Source organism: Agromyces bauzanensis (assembly GCF_014645655.1).
GTDB lineage: Bacteria > Actinomycetota > Actinomycetes > Actinomycetales > Microbacteriaceae > Agromyces > Agromyces bauzanensis.
On record NZ_BMMD01000021.1, the window covers coordinates 52,905 to 68,258 of the forward strand.

Consider the following 15,354-nt stretch of genomic DNA (forward strand, 5'->3'; position numbering starts at 1 on the left):
CGGCCGGGCGCCCACCTCACTCCACGTCGCCCCCGTCGAGGTGCGGCATGCCGCGCTCGTCGAGCGGCCAGAACGGGTTGTGCGCGAACTCCCAGAGGTTGCCGTCGGGATCTGCGCCGTACCCGCTGTAGCCGCCCCACTCGGTCTCGACCGCGGGCTTGGTCACCTCGCCGCCGGCCGCCTGCCAGTCGACGAGGGCGGCATCGACCTCGGCACGGGTGTCGAAGTTGACCGCGAGCGCGACGCCGCGGAACCCCGGCGCCGGCCACGGGGCATCCGTCTGGCTCGCGAGCCCGGCGTCGACCGCGAGCTCGGGGCTCGTCCAGAGGGCGATGATCGGGCCGGGTGTCGAGAAGAAGGTGATGCCGTCGGCGGAATGGGTGGACTGTCGCCAGCCGAGACGACGGTAGAAGGCGGTGGCGACGTCGACGTCGGCCACGCCGACGGTGATGAGGGTGAAGCGCTGCGGGACGGCCATGGCGCGACGGTATCGCGGCCGACCGACACCCGGTCTCGAGGAGCGCCCGGCTCCGCGGGGCGCTCCTCGACCACCGGGACCGCCGGTCAGAGCGCCGCCACACCCCCCGCGATGAGGCCGATGCCCGCCGTGATGAGCGCCGCGGTGAGCACGGCGACGCCGGCCCAGAGCAGCCAGATCAGGCGGTTCGGTCGCTCGGGGTCCTTGCCGAGCACCGACAGGAAGAAGCCGGCGGGCATCAGGATGGCGGCGATCGGCACGCCAATGCTCGCCAGCCACAGCCAGAACCCGTCGAGGGCGGCGTAGGAGATGACGGCGAGGATAGCGATCGACAGTACGAGGAGCACGGCGGCGTGGGCGTGGCCCGCGCGGAAGAAGCTCACCTGCAGTGCATTGGCGGGCACGCGGCCGCGCACGATGCGGGTGAGGAAGTACCCGCCGCTCTCGACGGTGACGAGTGCGAGCAGCAGGATGCCGATGAGGGTGAGGTCGTTCGGAGACGGCATGGCGTTCCTTCGGTGTCGGTTCGACGTGATTGGATAGTGTTACTCTCCAATATTAGAGAGTGACAGTATCCAATGCAAGGACTTCGCATGCGCATCTCCGCCCTCGCCGCCGCCGCCGGGCTCCCCCTCGCCACCGTGAAGTACTACCTGCGTGAGGGACTGCTGCATCCGGGCACCTCTACCTCGGCGACCCAGGCGACGTACGACGAGTCGCATGTGCGGCGGCTGCGACTCATCCGCGCGCTCACGGGCGCGGTCGGGCTCAGCGTGCAGCAGGCGCGGGCGATCCTCGCGCTCGTCGACGATCCGGGCGATGATCTCTACGCCACGCTCGGACGGGCCGTGGGCTCGTTGCCGCCGACGGCGGCCGAGCCATCCGCCGACGATCCCGACCCGTTCCCGCGTGCGCGCGCCGCCCTCGAGGCATTGGACCAGGTCTACGACCCGCGCTTCGCGGCCGTCGCGCAACTCGAGTCGGCGCTCGCGGCGGCCGAGGCGGCGGGCATGCCCATCAGCGAGGAGCGCCTGCTCGAGTACGGCCGCCGGTTGCGTGAGATCGCCGCATTCGACCTCGAGCGGATGCCCCGCGAACCCCACGCGGCCGTCGAGTACACGGTGCTCGGCACGGCCCTCTACGAGCCGGTCATCCTCGCGTTGCGCCGCCTCGCGCACCAGGACGCGGCGGCGCGACGGGAGCTGGGCGCCTGAGCCGGCTGAGCCGGCTGAGCGGATGCTGAGCGGATGCCGCGCCGGCGCCGCGGCGCTCACAAGCCGAGTCGCTCGAACTCCACATCCAGGCGGCGGGCGATCTCGGCGTGGCCCTCGTCGTTCGGGTGGATGCCGTCGGCGGCCATCCATTCCGGATGCCCCTCGAGCCATCTCGAGGCTCCGTCGATGTGGTCGGCGCCGACCCGGTCGGCGGCCTCCTCGACCCACCCGATGATGCGCTCGACGGAGTCGGGGCGTTCGTCGGTGTACCAGAACGGCTCGACCACGACGAGGCGGGCGTCGGGCAGTTCCTCGCGGAATCGCTCGAAGTCGTCGCCGATCGCGGCCTCGAGGTCGCCGGCCTCACTCGGCCCCAGGAAGTTGTCGTTCAACCCCATCGTCACGATGACGAGGTCGGGCGGCGGCTCGTGCTCGACGATGAGGTCGACGAGATCGGTGCCGCCGAGGCCGCGGTTGATCACGAAGCCGAGCCCGTCGACGCTCGGATTGAACTCGAACCAGCCTCGCTCGGCGGCGACGAGCGACGACCAGCGCCGCTCCGGCGAGCTCGTGCCCGTGCCCCTGGTGTACGAGTCGCCGTAGAACGCCGCGACCGTCGCCCCCTGCGTGGGGGTGGGCTCGGAGCGGTCGGATGCCGCGCTGCACGCGGTGAGCGCCGTGCACGCCACGGCTGCCGTCGCCGCGGCGATCGCGACCGCCGCGATCGTGCCACCGCGTGAACGAAGACCCCGCATGTCGCGATTGTAGGCTGGCCGCGTCGGCCACCGCAGGTGCCGGGACCGACCCGGGCCTGCCCCTCAGACTGCCGCGGGCGAGGTCTCGATACGCTGCGATACCCGACCCGCCACGAGCTCCGCGATCTGCACGGCGTTGAGCGCCGCGCCCTTGCGCAGGTTATCGTTCGACACGAACAGCACGAGGCCCTTCCCGTCGGGCGCCGACTGGTCCTGGCGGATGCGTCCGACGAAGCTCGGGTCGGAACCGGCGGCCTGGAGCGGCGTAGGCACGTCGGAGAGCTCGACGCCCGGGGCATCCGCCAGCAGCTCGGTCGCCCGCTCGGGCGTGATCGGGTTCGCGAACTCGGCGTGGATGGAGAGCGAGTGACCCGTGAACACCGGCACGCGCACGCACGTGCCCGCGACGCGCAGACCCGGCAGCTCGAGGATCTTGCGGCTCTCGTTGCGGAGCTTCTTCTCCTCGTCGGTCTCGTTGTCGCCGTCGTCGACGATCGAGCCCGCGAGCGGGATCACGTCGAACGCGATCGGCCGCACGAACTTCTTCGGCTCGGGGAAGGTGACGGCGGCGCCGTCGTGCACGAGCTGGATCGCGTCCTGTGCGACGGCGGCCTTCGCCTGTTCGAGCAGCTCCTCGCCGCCCGCGAGACCTGCGCCCGACACGGCCTGGTACGTCGAGACCATGAGGCGCTCGAGGCCGGCCTCGTCGTGCAGCACCTTGAGCACGGGCATGGCGGCCATGGTGGTGCAGTTCGGGTTCGCGATGATGCCCTTGCGCGCCTGATCGATGGCGTGCGGGTTCACCTCGCTCACCACGAGCGGCACGTCGGGGTCCATACGCCAGCCGCTCGAGTTGTCGATCACCGTGACGCCGGCGGCGGCGAACCGCGGCGCCTGCGCCTTCGAGAGGGTCGCACCCGCGGAGAAGATCGCGATGTCGAGGCCCGACGGGTCGGCGGTCGCGGCATCCTCGACGACGATGTCCTCGCCCTTCCACGGCAGCGTCGAGCCGGCCGAGCGGGCCGACGCGAAGTAGCGGATCGACGCGACCGGGAAGTCACGCTCCTCGAGCAGCCGCCGCACGACCGCGCCGACCTGTCCGGTGGCGCCGACGACGCCGATGTTCACTCCGTGTGCCATGGGTTTCATTCCTTCTCCCGGTCGGATGCCGCGTGCGGCGGTTCGCCCGTACGTCTCATTCCAGTGTGCAGGAGATCGGCGGCCGCGCCGCACGGAGACCGGCCCCGGCGTCCTGATCTGGCAGCTTTCTCCTGTTCTGCGGCAGTCGACGGATGTCGCGACGCCGCGGCATCCGCTCGGTCAGCGCCCCGTGCCCGCATGGACGATCGCGTCCTCCTCGGCGTCGAGCTCGAACGCCGTGTGCACGGCCCGCGCCGCGGCGTGCACGCTGTCGGCGCGGGTGACGACCGAGATGCGGATCTCGCTCGTCGAGATCATCTCGATGTTGATGCCGGCCTCGTAGAGCGCCTCGAAGAGCCGCGCCGAGACGCCCGTGGCCGAGCGCATTGCGTTGCCGACGAGCGAGAGCTTGCCGATCTGGTCGTCGTACTGCAGCGACGTGAACCCGACCGCCTCCTGCGAGCGCGACAGCGCCGTGAGCGCCCGCTCACCGTCGGACTTCGGCAGCGTGAACGAGATGTCGGTGCGCCCGGTGGCCGCAGCCGAGACGTTCTGCACGATCATGTCGACGTTCGCGTTGGTGTTCGCGACGATCTTGAAGATCTTCGCCGCGACCCCCGGCACGTCGGGAACGCCGACGACCGTGATCTTCGCCTCGGTCAGGTCGACCGCGACTCCGGCGATGACGGACTCTTCCACTTCGGCTCCTTCGGGAAGGCGCGAGGGGTCGTAGACGATCGTCCCCTCGTTGTTGTTGAACGACGAGCGCACGTGCAGGGTGACGCCGTGGCGGCGGGCGAACTCGACCGCCCTGATGTGCAGGACCTTGGCCCCGGATGCCGCGAGCTCGAGCATCTCCTCGCTCGTGATCCTCGACAGCTTGCGGGCCTTCGCCACCATGCGCGGATCGGACGTGTACACGCCGTCGACGTCGGTGTAGATCTCGCAGACGTCGGCCCCGAGCGCCGCCGCGAGGGCGACCGCCGTCGTGTCGCTGCCGCCTCGTCCGAGCGTGGTGATGTCTCGCGTGTCCCGGTTGAAGCCCTGGAACCCGGCGACGATCACGATCGCGCCCTCGTCGAGCGCCTCGCGGAGGCGCACCGGGGTGACGTCGACGATGCGGGCGGCGCCGTGCGTGGCATCCGTGATCATGCCGGCCTGGCTGCCGGTGAAGGACAGGGCCTGGTGGCCCATGCTCTTGATGGCCATGGCGAGCAGTGCCATCGAGATGCGCTCCCCCGCGGAGAGCAGCATGTCGAGCTCACGGGGCGCGGGCATCGGCGTGACCTCGTGCGCGAGGTCGAGCAGCTCGTCGGTGGTGTCGCCCATCGCAGAGACGGCCACGACCACATCGTTGCCCGCCTTGCGGGTCTCGACGATGCGCTTCGCGACCCGCTTGATGCTCTCCGCGTCGGCGACGGACGACCCGCCGAACTTCTGCACGATCAAGCTCACGTGATCTCCCCCGGGTGGTGGCTGGCGCCGGGGATGCACGTCCGGTCGCCCGAACGTCCATCATACGGCGGACCGATTGCGCGCCCGGCAATGTGACGGCCGCGGTCGGCGCCCCGCTAGAGTGCTCGTCATGGCCGACGCGCTCGAGGGATGGACCGACTTCAACGTGGCGATGGTCGGGGCGACAGCCGCCCTCGCGGGCCTCCTCATCGTGGCGATGTCGGTGAACATCTCGACGATCATGACGTCGCCGACGCTGCCGGCACGAGCCGCGTCGTCGATCGCGGCGCTCGTGCTCGCGATCGTGGCCGGCGCGCTCGGCCTCGTGCCCGCGCAGCCCGAGGTCGCGTACGGCGTCGAGGTGCTCGTGGCGGCGGCACTTGCCGCCGTGTTCCAGGTGCACGCGATGCGCGTCATCGCCCGGGAGGACCGCATCTCGGCGGCCGACCGGTTCGGCAAGAGCGTGATCGGCGTGATCCCGCTCGCCGCGTTCCTCATCGGCGGCATGCTCATCATCGCCGGTCCGGTCGCGGCGGGCCTCGTCGCGGTGGCGATGGGGTCGCTGCTCGCGGTGATCGCCGCGATCCTCATCGCGTGGGTCATGCTCGTCGAGGTGCTGCGCTAGCTAGTCGGCGCGGCCGCGTGCCGTGGTCGGCGGCTGATCGGCGAACGGCGGCTGTTCGGCCGACGGCGGGATGCCGCGTCAGTCCTTGTGCCGACGGGGCATGTACCACTCGGTGAACTCGGTCGCCCGGCCGCCCTCGTCGAGCCGGACGATCCAGAGGTTCAGGTAGTCCTTCTCGGCGGGATACTCGGTGCGCCCCTGCACCACGATGAACCCCGGGTCCTCGTGGATGATCGTCCAGTCGAATGCCCATTCGCCGGGTTCGTCGCGGTCCTCGAGCCAGCCGGCGACGATGGCGTCGCGGCCGCGTCGCGGCTCGTGGTCGGGCGCGGTGAGGTACACCGCGTCATCCGCGAACAACTCGCCGATCTGCTCGGGGTCGTTGGATTCCCAGGCCGCCACATATCCGGCCACCCACGCTGCACCCGTGCTCGCCATGGGTCCGTTCTATCCCCGCCGCGCGCGAGCGTCAACCGACCCACACCCATTCACCCCCACCCCGCCGCCCCTCCCCGGCCCCCGCCGAGCCGAGTGTTAACGTCCGGCCCCCAGTGATGACGTTCAGGTCGGCCTCGAACGCGAGACCGTTAACAGTCGGGGAAACCCGCCGCAGCGCAGCGTCAGCCGACGACGCGGCGGCCGTCGAACGCCCGTCCGAGCGTGACCTCGTCGGCGTACTCGAGGTCGCCACCGACGGGGAGGCCCGACGCGAGGCGCGTCACCCGGATCTCCAGTGTCGTGAGCAGCCGGCTGAGGTACGTGGCCGTGGCCTCGCCCTCGAGGTTCGGGTCGGTCGCGATGATGACCTCGGAGACCGTGCTGTCGGCGAGGCGCTGCATGAGCTGGCGGATGCGGAGCTCGTCGGGGCCGATGCCGTCGATGGGGCTGATCGCGCCGCCGAGCACGTGGTAGAGGCCCCGGAACTCGCGGGTGCGCTCGATGGCCACGACGTCCTTCGCCTCCTCGACGACGCAGATGAGGGTGGGGTCGCGTCGCGGATCGCGGCAGATCGAGCACGTCGACTGCTCCGCGACATTGCCGCAGATCTCGCAGAAGCGCACCTTCTCGCGCACCTCCATGAGAATCTCGGCGAGCCGGCTGACGTCGAAGTGCTCGGTCTGCACGATGTGGAACGCGATGCGCTGCGCCGACTTCGGCCCGATGCCGGGCAGGCGGCCGAGCTCGTCGATCAGCTCCTGGACGATGCCTTCGTACACGGGCTAGCCACGCTCCCCGAAGCCGGTGCGCCCGGGCGCCTCGACCTCCTCGAGGAACGTGGCACCGAGCACCTCGCGCACGACGGCCTCGCCGTATCGCTGGATGCCGCCGTCGACCGGTGCCGTGGCGGGCGCGGCGTCGACGACGATCTCGGGCGGCGGGCCCGGATCGAACGGCGGTTCGAGGTCTTCGGGAGGCGCCTCGGTGTCGTCGGGGATGTCGACGAGGTCGGATGCCGCGGCCGGCGCCTCGGTCACCGCGGTCGCCGTGGCGGCCGACGCGTGGCGCTGCGCTCCGGCAGCGGGCGCACCGGTGGATCCGCCTGACGAGGCCGGCGCGGCCGCGACCTCGGGCTCGTCGCTCGGGATGGCGACCGTGGCCCACGAGTCGACCGGCGCAGCCGAGGCGCTGGCAGACGGGGCAGTCGCGGACGGAGCCGATGCAGACGGCGCAGACGCCGACGGCGCGGTGGCGGACGGGGCAGCCGCCGACGGAGCGGGTGCCGACGGCGCGGACGCAAACGGCGCTGGAGCGGCGCCGGACATCGAGCCGGAGCCGGAACGCGCGCCGGCACCCACTCGCACGTCGGGCACCGGCGCAACGGGCGCGGTGTCGCCGCCCGACGGGCGCCCGGGCTCGGGCGGAGCAGACGTCGGCGACTCGGCCGAGCCCGACTGGGCGCCGACGACCCGCGGCAGGAACTTGACCTGCACGCCCAGCACGTCGGCGATGGCGCGGCGCAGCAGCTCGGCCGGGCTCTGCACGCCCGTGCCGCCGCGAAGGTCGTTCACGTCGTTCTGGCTCGGGAAGCCGAGCACCAGGACGCCGTCGTCGGCGCGGTAGTCGATGACCTTGGCGGTCATCGCCGCCATCCAGGCGGTGCGCTTCGTGCGCTCCAGGACACCGAGGATCTCGGGCCACGCGTCGCGGATCAGCTGCAACGTGACCGGGCCGACGGGCTTCGGCGCAGCCGCTGTCGGCGCAGCCGCTGTCGGCGCAGCCGCTGCGGGCGTGCCGGTCTCCAGACGCGGCTCCGCCGCTCCTCGACCCGCGGAACGGGCGGGCACCGGCGCGGGGGTCACGAGACGCGGCTCCGCCGCACCGCGACCGGCGAACGTGGACTCGCCCGCGGCATCCGTGACCCCGACGCGACGCTCCAGTCGCTCGACGCGAGCCAGCGCCCCCCGCTCGGTGTCGTCGCTCGAGGGCACGAGCACGCGCGCGAGCATGAGCTCGAGGTGCAGGCGCGGCGAGGTCGCACCCGTCATCTCGGTGAGGGTCTGGTTCACGAGGTCGGCGACGCGCGAGAGCTCGGCCGGTCCGAAGGCCGCGGCCTGCGTGGCCATGCGGGCGAGCTCGTCGTCGGGGGTGCCGCGCAGCACGGCGGCGGCCGCCTCGGGCGATGACGCCGCCACCACGATGAGGTCGCGCAGCCGCTCGAGGAGGTCTTCGACGAAGCGCCGCGGGTCTTGCCCCGTCTGCACGATGCGGTCGGCCGCGGCGAACGCCTCGGCCGCGTCCTTCACGCCGATGGCGTCGACGACCTCGTCGAGCAGTGCTCCGTGCGTGTAGCCGAGCAGGGCGACCGCGCGTTCGTAGTCGATCGTCGACCCCTCGGAGCCGGCGATCAGCTGGTCGAGGAGCGACAACGTGTCTCGCGGCGAGCCGCCGCCCGCCCGCACGACGAGCGGGAGGACGCCGGGCGCCACCTCGACGCCCTCTTCGGTGCAGAGCTTCTGCACGTACTCGAGCATGGGGCCGGGCGGCACCAGGCGGAACGGGTAGTGGTGCGTGCGCGAGCGGATGGTGCCGAGCACCTTGTCGGGCTCGGTGGTGGCGAAGATGAACTTCACGTGCTCGGGCGGCTCCTCCACCAGCTTGAGCAGCGCGTTGAAGCCCTGCGGCGTCACCATGTGCGCCTCGTCGAGGATGAAGATCTTGTAGCGGTCACGGGCGGGGGCGAACACGGCGCGCTCGCGCAGGTCGCGGGCGTCGTCGACGCCGTTGTGGCTCGCGGCGTCGATCTCGACGACGTCGAGGGAGCCGCCGCCACCCCGCGAGAGCTCGATGCAACTGGGGCAGACGCCGCAGGGGGTGTCGGTCGGGCCCTCGGCGCAGTTCAGGCAGCGCGCGAGGATGCGTGCCGAGGTGGTCTTGCCGCAGCCGCGCGGGCCGCTGAACAGGTAGGCGTGATTCACCCGATCGGTGCGAAGCGCGGTCATGAGCGGCTCGGTCACCTGCGACTGGCCGATCATCTCGGCGAACGTCTCAGGCCGGTAGCGGCGATACAGGGCGGTGACCACGTGTCAATGGTAGTTCCCGCGTGTGACACCGACTCCGGATATGCGTGGCGTAACATGCTCTGAACCGGAAGGGGGGCGAGATGACGGCGGCGACGATGACCCCGGCGCAACTCGCACGGTTCGAGGCGCGACTCCGCGCTGAGCGCGCCGACGCCGAGGAACGGCTCGCCGAGTTCGGCGATGCGATGGCCGAGGTGCGCACCGCGAGGTCGGATGCCACGGCCGACGACGAGCACGACCCAGAGGGCCCGACCATGACTCAGGAGTGGTCGCAGCGCACCGCGGTGCTCGCCGACGTGAGGGCCGAGCTCGCCGAGGTCGACCGTGCGCTCGCCCGCATCGCCGACGGCAGCTACGGCATCTGCACCCGTTGCGGCAAGCGCATCACCGTCGGGCGGCTCGACGCACGTCCCACCGCCGAGCTCTGCATCGACTGCGCGAGGCTCGTGCGCTGACCCGTCAGGCGGCGGTGTCGATGAGCGGGCCGGATGTCCCGGCCGGCGTCTTCTCCCTTCCCGCGCCGTGGGTCCGCGCCGCCGTCAGCCCCGAGAATGCGCGGATCACGAGCGGACTCGCGCCGAGCACGAGGTAGAGCAGGCGCCCACGTCGCTCGACCTCGTCGGCGGCGGCATCCGTCACCGCCGGGTGTCCGCGCAGCACCCATGCACGCTTCTGCCGACCGGTCGGTCGCTACTCGCGCCTCTGCGACTCGGGCGCCGCCACGGCGAGGGTCTCACGCGCGATCTCGAGCTCCTCGTCGGTGGGCACGACGAGCACGGTCACCTCCGAGGCATCCGTCGAGATCTTCCGGGTCTCATCCGATCGCTCGGAGTTGCGTTCCTCATCGATCTTGATGCCGAATCGCTCGAGTCCCGCGAGCGCGGCGGCGCGCACGGGAGCCGCGTTCTCGCCGACTCCCGCCGTGAAGGAGATGACGTCGAGCCGGCCCAGCTGCGCGGAGTAGGCGCCGACGTAGCCCTTCAGGCGATGCACGTACACGTCGAACGCGAGCGTCGCCGCCTCGTCGCCCTCGGCGCGACGCTCGAGCACATCGCGCATGTCGCGGGTGCCCGACAAGCCGACCAGGCCGCTGTGCTTGTTGAGCAGCGTGTCCAGCTGGTCGAACGAGAGGCCTGCCTTCCGGTGCAGGTGGAACAGCACGGCGGGATCGAGGTCGCCCGATCGGCTGCCCATCACGAGTCCCTCGAGCGGCGTGAGCCCCATCGAGGTCTCGACCGAGCGGCCGCCGTCGACCGCCGTGATCGAGGCGCCGTTTCCGAGGTGCAGCACGAGCTGCTTGACCTCGGTGACCGGCTTGCCGATGAACTCGGCCGCCTGCTCGGACACGTACTTGTGGGATGTTCCGTGGAACCCGTAGCGCCGCACCCGATACTTCTCGGCCAACTCGGCATCGATCGCGTAGGTGTACGCCGCCGGCGGGAGCGTCTGGTGGAACGCCGTGTCGAAGACCGCCACGTGCGGAACGTCGGGGAACATCGCCTGGGCGGCCTCGATGCCCTGCAGGTTCGCGGGATTGTGCAGCGGGGCGAGCTCGGAGAGGTCCTCGATGTTGATCTTCACGAGGTCGGTGATGATCGTCGGCTCGAAGAACCGCTTGCCGCCGTGCACGACCCGGTGGCCGATCGCGACGGGCGGATGCTCCTCGAGCGACGGGCCGCGCTCGGCGAACGCCTCGAGCATCACCTGGAACGCCGCCGTGTGGTCGCGGACCGGGAGCTCGCGCGAGCGCTCGGATGAGCTCGCTGAGCCCGTCAAAGCGAGTTCGTTCCCTTCGACAGGCTCGGGGAGCCCCGTGGTGTGCGTGGCGCGCCCGGTTCGCTCGCCGATGCGCTCAATGAGGCCCGATGCGAGCTTCTCGCGCGCATCCACGTCGATGAGCTCGTACTTCAGCGACGAGGAGCCCGAGTTGATGACGAGGATGACGCTCACGAGGCATCCGCCGCCTGGATCGCCGTGATCGCGACGGTGTTCACGATGTCCTGCACGAGCGCGCCCCTCGAGAGGTCGTTGATGGGCTTCTTGAGGCCCTGCAGCACCGGGCCGATCGCGACGGCGCCCGAGGAGCGCTGCACCGCCTTGTACGTGTTGTTGCCCGTGTTGAGGTCGGGGAAGATGAACACCGTCGCGCGTCCCGCGACCGTCGACTCGGGCAACTTGGTGCGGGCGACCGCCGCGTCGGCGGCGGCGTCGTACTGGATCGGACCCTCGACGGGGAGCTCGGGCGCCCGCTCGCGCACGAGCTCGGTGGCCCGCCGCACCTTGTCGACGTCGGCCCCCGACCCCGACTCGCCGGTCGAATACGACAGCATCGCGACCCGCGGCTCGATGCCGAACTGCGCCGCAGTGCGGGCCGACGAGATCGCGATGTCGGCGAGCTGCTCGGCGGTCGGGTCGGGCACGATCGCGCAGTCGCCGTAGACGAGCACGCGGTCGGCGAGCGCCATCAGGAACACGCTCGACACGATGTCGACGCCGGGCCGGGTCTTGATGATCTCGAACGCCGGTCGAATGGTGTGCGCCGTCGTGTGCATCGCGCCCGACACCATGCCGTCGGCGAGCCCGATGGCGACCATCATGGTGCCGAAGTACGAGACGTCCTGCACGATCTCGCGCGCCTGCTCCAGGGTGATGCCCTTGTGCGCCCGGCGTCGCTGGTACTCGTCGGCGAACCGGTAGACGAGGACGTGGTCGTGGTTCGAGAGCACGGTCGCGCGCGAGATGTCGAGGCCGAGGCCGATGGCACGGGCCCGGATCTCGATCTCCTCGCCGAGGATCGTGAGGTCGGCGACGTCGCGCGCGAGCAGGGTGGCGGCGGCGCGGAGGATGCGGTCGTCGTAGCCCTCGGGCAGCACGATGTGCTTGCGCTCGCGCCTCGCGCGCTCGAGGAGCCCGTACTCGAACATGAGCGGCGTGACGACCTCGGGCCGGGCGACGTCGAGGAGGTCGAGCAGCGCGTGGCCGTCGACGTGCTTCTCGAAGAGGGAGAGCGCGGTGTCGCGCTTGCGCTGCGACTCGGCGGCGAGGCGGCCCCGGGTGTGCGTGATCGCGAGCGCCGTGTCGTAGCTGCCGAGCTCGGTGCGGATGATCGGCAGGTCGGCCTTGAGCCCGTCGACGAGCCGCTCGATGGCCTCCGACAGCGGGAACCCGCCGTTCAGCACGATGCCCGAGACCGAGGGGAACGTCGCCGCGTTCTGGGCGGTGAGCACCGCGAGCAGCACCTCGCCGCGGTCGGCCGGCACGACCACCACCGAGCCCTCGATGAGCCGGGTGAGCACGTTCTCCATCGACATCGCGGCGACGACGACGCCGAGCGCCTCTCGGTTCAGCAGTTCGGGATCACCCGAGTAGAGCTCGCCGCCGACGGCCTGCATGATGGTGCGCATCGAGGGGGCGACGAGGAACGGGTCCTCGGGAATGGCCCACACGGCGACGGATGCCCCGGGGCCGGTCACCGCGGCGAGCGCGTGCGCCCCCGAGCGGCCCGGCTCGGCCGCCTCCTGCACGGACGTGACGACCGCGTCGAGCGCCTCGGGGTCGGCGCGGTTCACGACGATGCCGAGCAGAGTGGCATGCTCGCGTGAGAGCTCTTCGAGCGCGAGTTCGGTGAGCTGCGCGAGCTCGCCCGGCGAGCGGGCGTCGGAGTAGCCGAGCCGCTCCGACCGCCCCTTCCCCTGGGCGACGCGGCCGCCGAGCACGAGCAGCACCGGAGCACCGAGGTTCGCGGCGATGCGCGCGTTGAATCCGAGCTCGGTGGGGCTTCCGACATCCGTGTAGTCCGAGCCGATGACGACCACCGCGTCGCAGCGGTCCTCGACGTGCTTGAACCGCTGCACGATGATGGCGAGTGCCGCATCGGGGTCGGCGTGCACGTCGTCGTAGCTGACGCCGATGGCCTCCTCGTACTCGAGGGGCACGACGCCGTCGTGGGCGAGGAGCAGGCCGAGCACGTAGTCGCGCTCCTCGGTGGAGCGGGCGATCGGGCGGAATACGCCCACGCGCGTGGCGCGCCTCGTGAGGGTGTCGAGCATGCCGAGCGCGACGGTGGACTTGCCCGTGTTGCCCTCGGCGGAGCAGATGTAGATGCGGTGCGCCACGGGTGCCAGCCTATTGGGCGGGAGACGGATGCCGCGTGCGGGCGTACGATCCCTGCGCCGCGCGGCGAACGAAGAAGACCCCTCACGCACCCGCCAGAGCCCGGTTGCCCTTGCTGCGTTTCCGCCCTGGGGGAGTTGGCCTGGATGGCGCCACGTGAGGAGCCGTCGTCCAGTCTACCCGGTCGACTCGGTGACCGCGCACTCCGCCGGCGGAGGTCGCGCGTCGCGAGAACAGGGCGCCACGCCGCCCCGTCACCGGAGACAGGGTCTCGACCTGCCGCAACGCGTGCATCATGATCTCCCGCCCGGAAGGATGCGAACATGGGCGCCCCCGTAGTCGGGTACGATTTCATGAGGTCGCGCGCGTTCCCGGATGCCGCGTCCACGGAGGATTCGCCTAGTGGCCTATGGCGCACGCTTGGAAAGCGTGTTGGGTGAAAGCCCTCGGGGGTTCGAATCCCCCATCCTCCGCCGTGTGACAAGACCGCCGAATCGCTGACCAGCGTCTCGCCGGGCCGAACGAGTCCGTCAGTGCGAATTGTGGCGCGGCATCGCGTCGCCGTCGGCGTGGCTCTCGTACCCATCCAGCGCGGCGATGGCGAGCTCCCGCCCCTGTGCGATGAGCTTGTTGGCGCGATGGAAGTCCAGCACACGCGCCGAGTTCTTCGGCACGGTGACGTACACGTCTGCGGGATAGCCGGCGAGGCGGTAGTTGCCCACGATCGCCTGCATGGCCTCGAGGCTCAGCTGCATGACGTCGAGCATGCGCAGGCCGGCGGGGAGTTCGCCGAACACCTCCTCGACGGCCTGGTCGGCGGCGGCCGCCGGCTCGTCGGTCCTGCCGCCCGAGAAGCGCCGGGTCACCATCCGCACGATGTCGCGATCGAGCACCCCGGCCGCCGTGCGCCGGAACCGGTCGAACCAGTCCTCCAGCGGCTGCTCCTCCGCGGAGAGCCGCTGCGGCAGCGCCACTTCGCTCGTCGTCGCATCGCCCGACAGCACGACCGCGACCGTGAGGTCGGCCCTCGCGGCAGCGGTGGGCGCGACCGGCACCGGATTGAGCAGGCCGCCGTCGGCGAGCAGCCGGCCGTTCAGCATCACCGGGGTGATGAAGCTCGGCAGCGCGATGGAGGCGCGGATGGCGACATCCACCGGCCCACGCTGGAACCACACCTCGCGGCGCGCGATGAGGTCGGTGGCGACGGCGGTGTACGCGACGGGCAGGTCCTCGATGCGGGCGCCGCGGAGCAGTTCGCTGACACGCGTCATGATCTTCTCGGCGCGGATGGCACCGGGGGCGTTGAGTCGTGGGTCCATGAGGCGCAGCACGTCGCGCTGGGTGAGCGTGCGCACCCACTCGGTGTACTCGGCGAGCACGCCACCGGCGTACAGCCCGCCGACCGCCGCACCCATCGAGCTGCCCGCCACGGAGACGATCTCGTAGCCGCGCTCCTCGAGCACCTCGATGACCCCGATGTGCGCATAGCCACGCGCACCGCCGGAACCGAGCGCGAGGGCCACGCGTGTGGGCTCAGGCATCCGGTCGACTCCTCGCGCTTCCCCCGATACGAGGCCGCTCGGTGCGGCATCCGGCTGCTTGACACGGTACTCCGGAACCCGCCGGGCCGGGGCATCACGACTTGAGTCAACGCACACATCGAGCAACGCAACGGCGACTGGGTCCGCAAACACGCCTTCCGCTACCGCTACGGATCCGATGCCGAGCTTGGGGCTCTCAACGAGCTCTGGGACGCGGACATCTCACGTCAGGCACGCCAAACATCATCCGGACATCTTGACGTGCGTCAAGACGTCCGTAAGCGATCACGCGAACTTCTCATCGACGATCTTGTCGCTGTCGTCGAAGCGGAATCCTTCGTACGAGGCGAATATCCGATCAAGGGGCAGATCGGCGAACCAGCCATGGTCTTGGATGTATTCCATGTAAGTGGGTATCCATTTCGCTGACGTGATGTCGGGGGTCCCGCCTAGCGTGAGGTCGTGATTGAGAGTCCTGCCGCGGGAGTGCACTATCCGGAGTCGTTGCCTCA

At 70.8% G+C, this 15,354-nt stretch carries 16 protein-coding genes, 1 tRNA gene and 1 other RNA gene; 4 read left to right on the forward strand and 14 right to left on the reverse strand.

What is annotated here, in order from left to right; genetic code table 11:
• Positions 1–16 precede the first annotated feature (16 nt).
• A complete protein-coding gene (locus tag IEX31_RS15515; RefSeq protein ID WP_188744312.1) occupies positions 17–478 on the reverse strand; it encodes a VOC family protein in 462 nt (153 codons plus the stop codon).
• 86 nt (positions 479–564) lie between these two features.
• Positions 565–984: a hypothetical protein gene (locus IEX31_RS15520; RefSeq protein WP_188744313.1), complete on the reverse strand. Its 420-nt coding sequence runs from the start codon at positions 982–984 to the stop codon at positions 565–567.
• A gap of 87 nt (positions 985–1,071) precedes the next feature.
• Here IEX31_RS15520 and IEX31_RS15525 point away from each other — a divergent pair, with 87 nt between their 5' ends.
• Entirely contained in the window at positions 1,072–1,692 is a 621-nt protein-coding gene (locus IEX31_RS15525) for a MerR family transcriptional regulator (protein WP_188744314.1), read from the forward strand.
• Positions 1,693–1,748: 56 nt separating this feature from the next.
• Here the strand turns inward: IEX31_RS15525 and IEX31_RS15530 are convergent, their stop codons facing one another.
• The 3 genes from IEX31_RS15530 to IEX31_RS15540 all read right to left on the reverse strand — a co-directional run bounded on the left by IEX31_RS15530 (position 1,749) and on the right by IEX31_RS15540 (position 5,042).
• On the reverse strand, positions 1,749–2,447 hold the full coding sequence (locus IEX31_RS15530) for an SGNH/GDSL hydrolase family protein (protein WP_188744315.1): 699 nt from the start codon (positions 2,445–2,447) through the stop codon (positions 1,749–1,751).
• Between the two features lie 63 nt (positions 2,448–2,510).
• Positions 2,511–3,587 (reverse strand): aspartate-semialdehyde dehydrogenase, encoded by a 1,077-nt coding sequence (locus tag IEX31_RS15535; RefSeq protein ID WP_188744316.1) that lies wholly within the window; start codon positions 3,585–3,587, stop codon positions 2,511–2,513.
• Between the two features lie 180 nt (positions 3,588–3,767).
• The gene (locus IEX31_RS15540; protein ID WP_188744317.1) at positions 3,768–5,042 is read right to left on the reverse strand and encodes an aspartate kinase; all 1,275 of its coding nucleotides are present in this window, start codon (positions 5,040–5,042) and stop codon (positions 3,768–3,770) included.
• Between the two features lie 130 nt (positions 5,043–5,172).
• Here IEX31_RS15540 and IEX31_RS15545 point away from each other — a divergent pair, with 130 nt between their 5' ends.
• A complete protein-coding gene (locus IEX31_RS15545; RefSeq protein ID WP_188744318.1) occupies positions 5,173–5,667 on the forward strand; it encodes a hypothetical protein in 495 nt (164 codons plus the stop codon).
• A 78-nt stretch (positions 5,668–5,745) separates the two neighbouring features.
• Here the strand turns inward: IEX31_RS15545 and IEX31_RS15550 are convergent, their stop codons facing one another.
• The 3 genes from IEX31_RS15550 to IEX31_RS15560 form a co-directional block, all read right to left on the reverse strand.
• The gene (locus IEX31_RS15550) at positions 5,746–6,105 is read right to left on the reverse strand and encodes a nuclear transport factor 2 family protein (protein WP_188744319.1); all 360 of its coding nucleotides are present in this window, start codon (positions 6,103–6,105) and stop codon (positions 5,746–5,748) included.
• Between the two features lie 182 nt (positions 6,106–6,287).
• Positions 6,288–6,884: a recombination mediator RecR gene (gene recR, locus IEX31_RS15555; protein WP_188744320.1), complete on the reverse strand. Its 597-nt coding sequence runs from the start codon at positions 6,882–6,884 to the stop codon at positions 6,288–6,290.
• Between the two features lie 3 nt (positions 6,885–6,887).
• Positions 6,888–9,188, reverse strand: a complete 2,301-nt coding sequence (locus IEX31_RS15560) for a DNA polymerase III subunit gamma and tau (protein ID WP_188744321.1) — start codon at positions 9,186–9,188, stop codon at positions 6,888–6,890.
• Between the two features lie 80 nt (positions 9,189–9,268).
• Between IEX31_RS15560 and IEX31_RS15565 the strand changes: the two genes are divergently transcribed.
• Positions 9,269–9,643 (forward strand): TraR/DksA family transcriptional regulator, encoded by a 375-nt coding sequence (locus IEX31_RS15565; protein WP_188744322.1) that lies wholly within the window; start codon positions 9,269–9,271, stop codon positions 9,641–9,643.
• Positions 9,644–9,647: 4 nt separating this feature from the next.
• Here the strand turns inward: IEX31_RS15565 and IEX31_RS15570 are convergent, their stop codons facing one another.
• From IEX31_RS15570 to ffs, 4 genes are all read right to left on the reverse strand, one after another.
• On the reverse strand, positions 9,648–9,848 hold the full coding sequence (locus IEX31_RS15570; RefSeq protein ID WP_188744323.1) for a hypothetical protein: 201 nt from the start codon (positions 9,846–9,848) through the stop codon (positions 9,648–9,650).
• A 30-nt stretch (positions 9,849–9,878) separates the two neighbouring features.
• Entirely contained in the window at positions 9,879–11,138 is a 1,260-nt protein-coding gene (locus IEX31_RS15575; protein ID WP_188744324.1) for an acetate/propionate family kinase, read from the reverse strand.
• A complete protein-coding gene (pta, locus tag IEX31_RS15580) occupies positions 11,135–13,303 on the reverse strand; it encodes a phosphate acetyltransferase (RefSeq protein WP_188744325.1) in 2,169 nt (722 codons plus the stop codon). The genes IEX31_RS15575 and pta overlap by 4 nt, the downstream gene beginning before the upstream one ends.
• Positions 13,304–13,373: 70 nt before the next feature.
• Positions 13,374–13,470, reverse strand: an RNA gene (gene ffs / locus IEX31_RS15585) — signal recognition particle sRNA small type.
• Positions 13,471–13,689: 219 nt separating this feature from the next.
• Between ffs and IEX31_RS15590 the strand changes: the two genes are divergently transcribed.
• A tRNA-Ser gene (locus IEX31_RS15590) sits at positions 13,690–13,774 on the forward strand.
• A gap of 57 nt (positions 13,775–13,831) precedes the next feature.
• On the opposite strand, the gene IEX31_RS15595 is transcribed toward IEX31_RS15590, so the two are convergent.
• Positions 13,832–14,842 (reverse strand): patatin-like phospholipase family protein, encoded by a 1,011-nt coding sequence (locus IEX31_RS15595; RefSeq protein ID WP_188744326.1) that lies wholly within the window; start codon positions 14,840–14,842, stop codon positions 13,832–13,834.
• 285 nt (positions 14,843–15,127) lie between these two features.
• The coding region (locus IEX31_RS19060) for a hypothetical protein (protein ID WP_444541795.1) at positions 15,128–15,354 on the reverse strand (227 nt) is incomplete at its 5' end.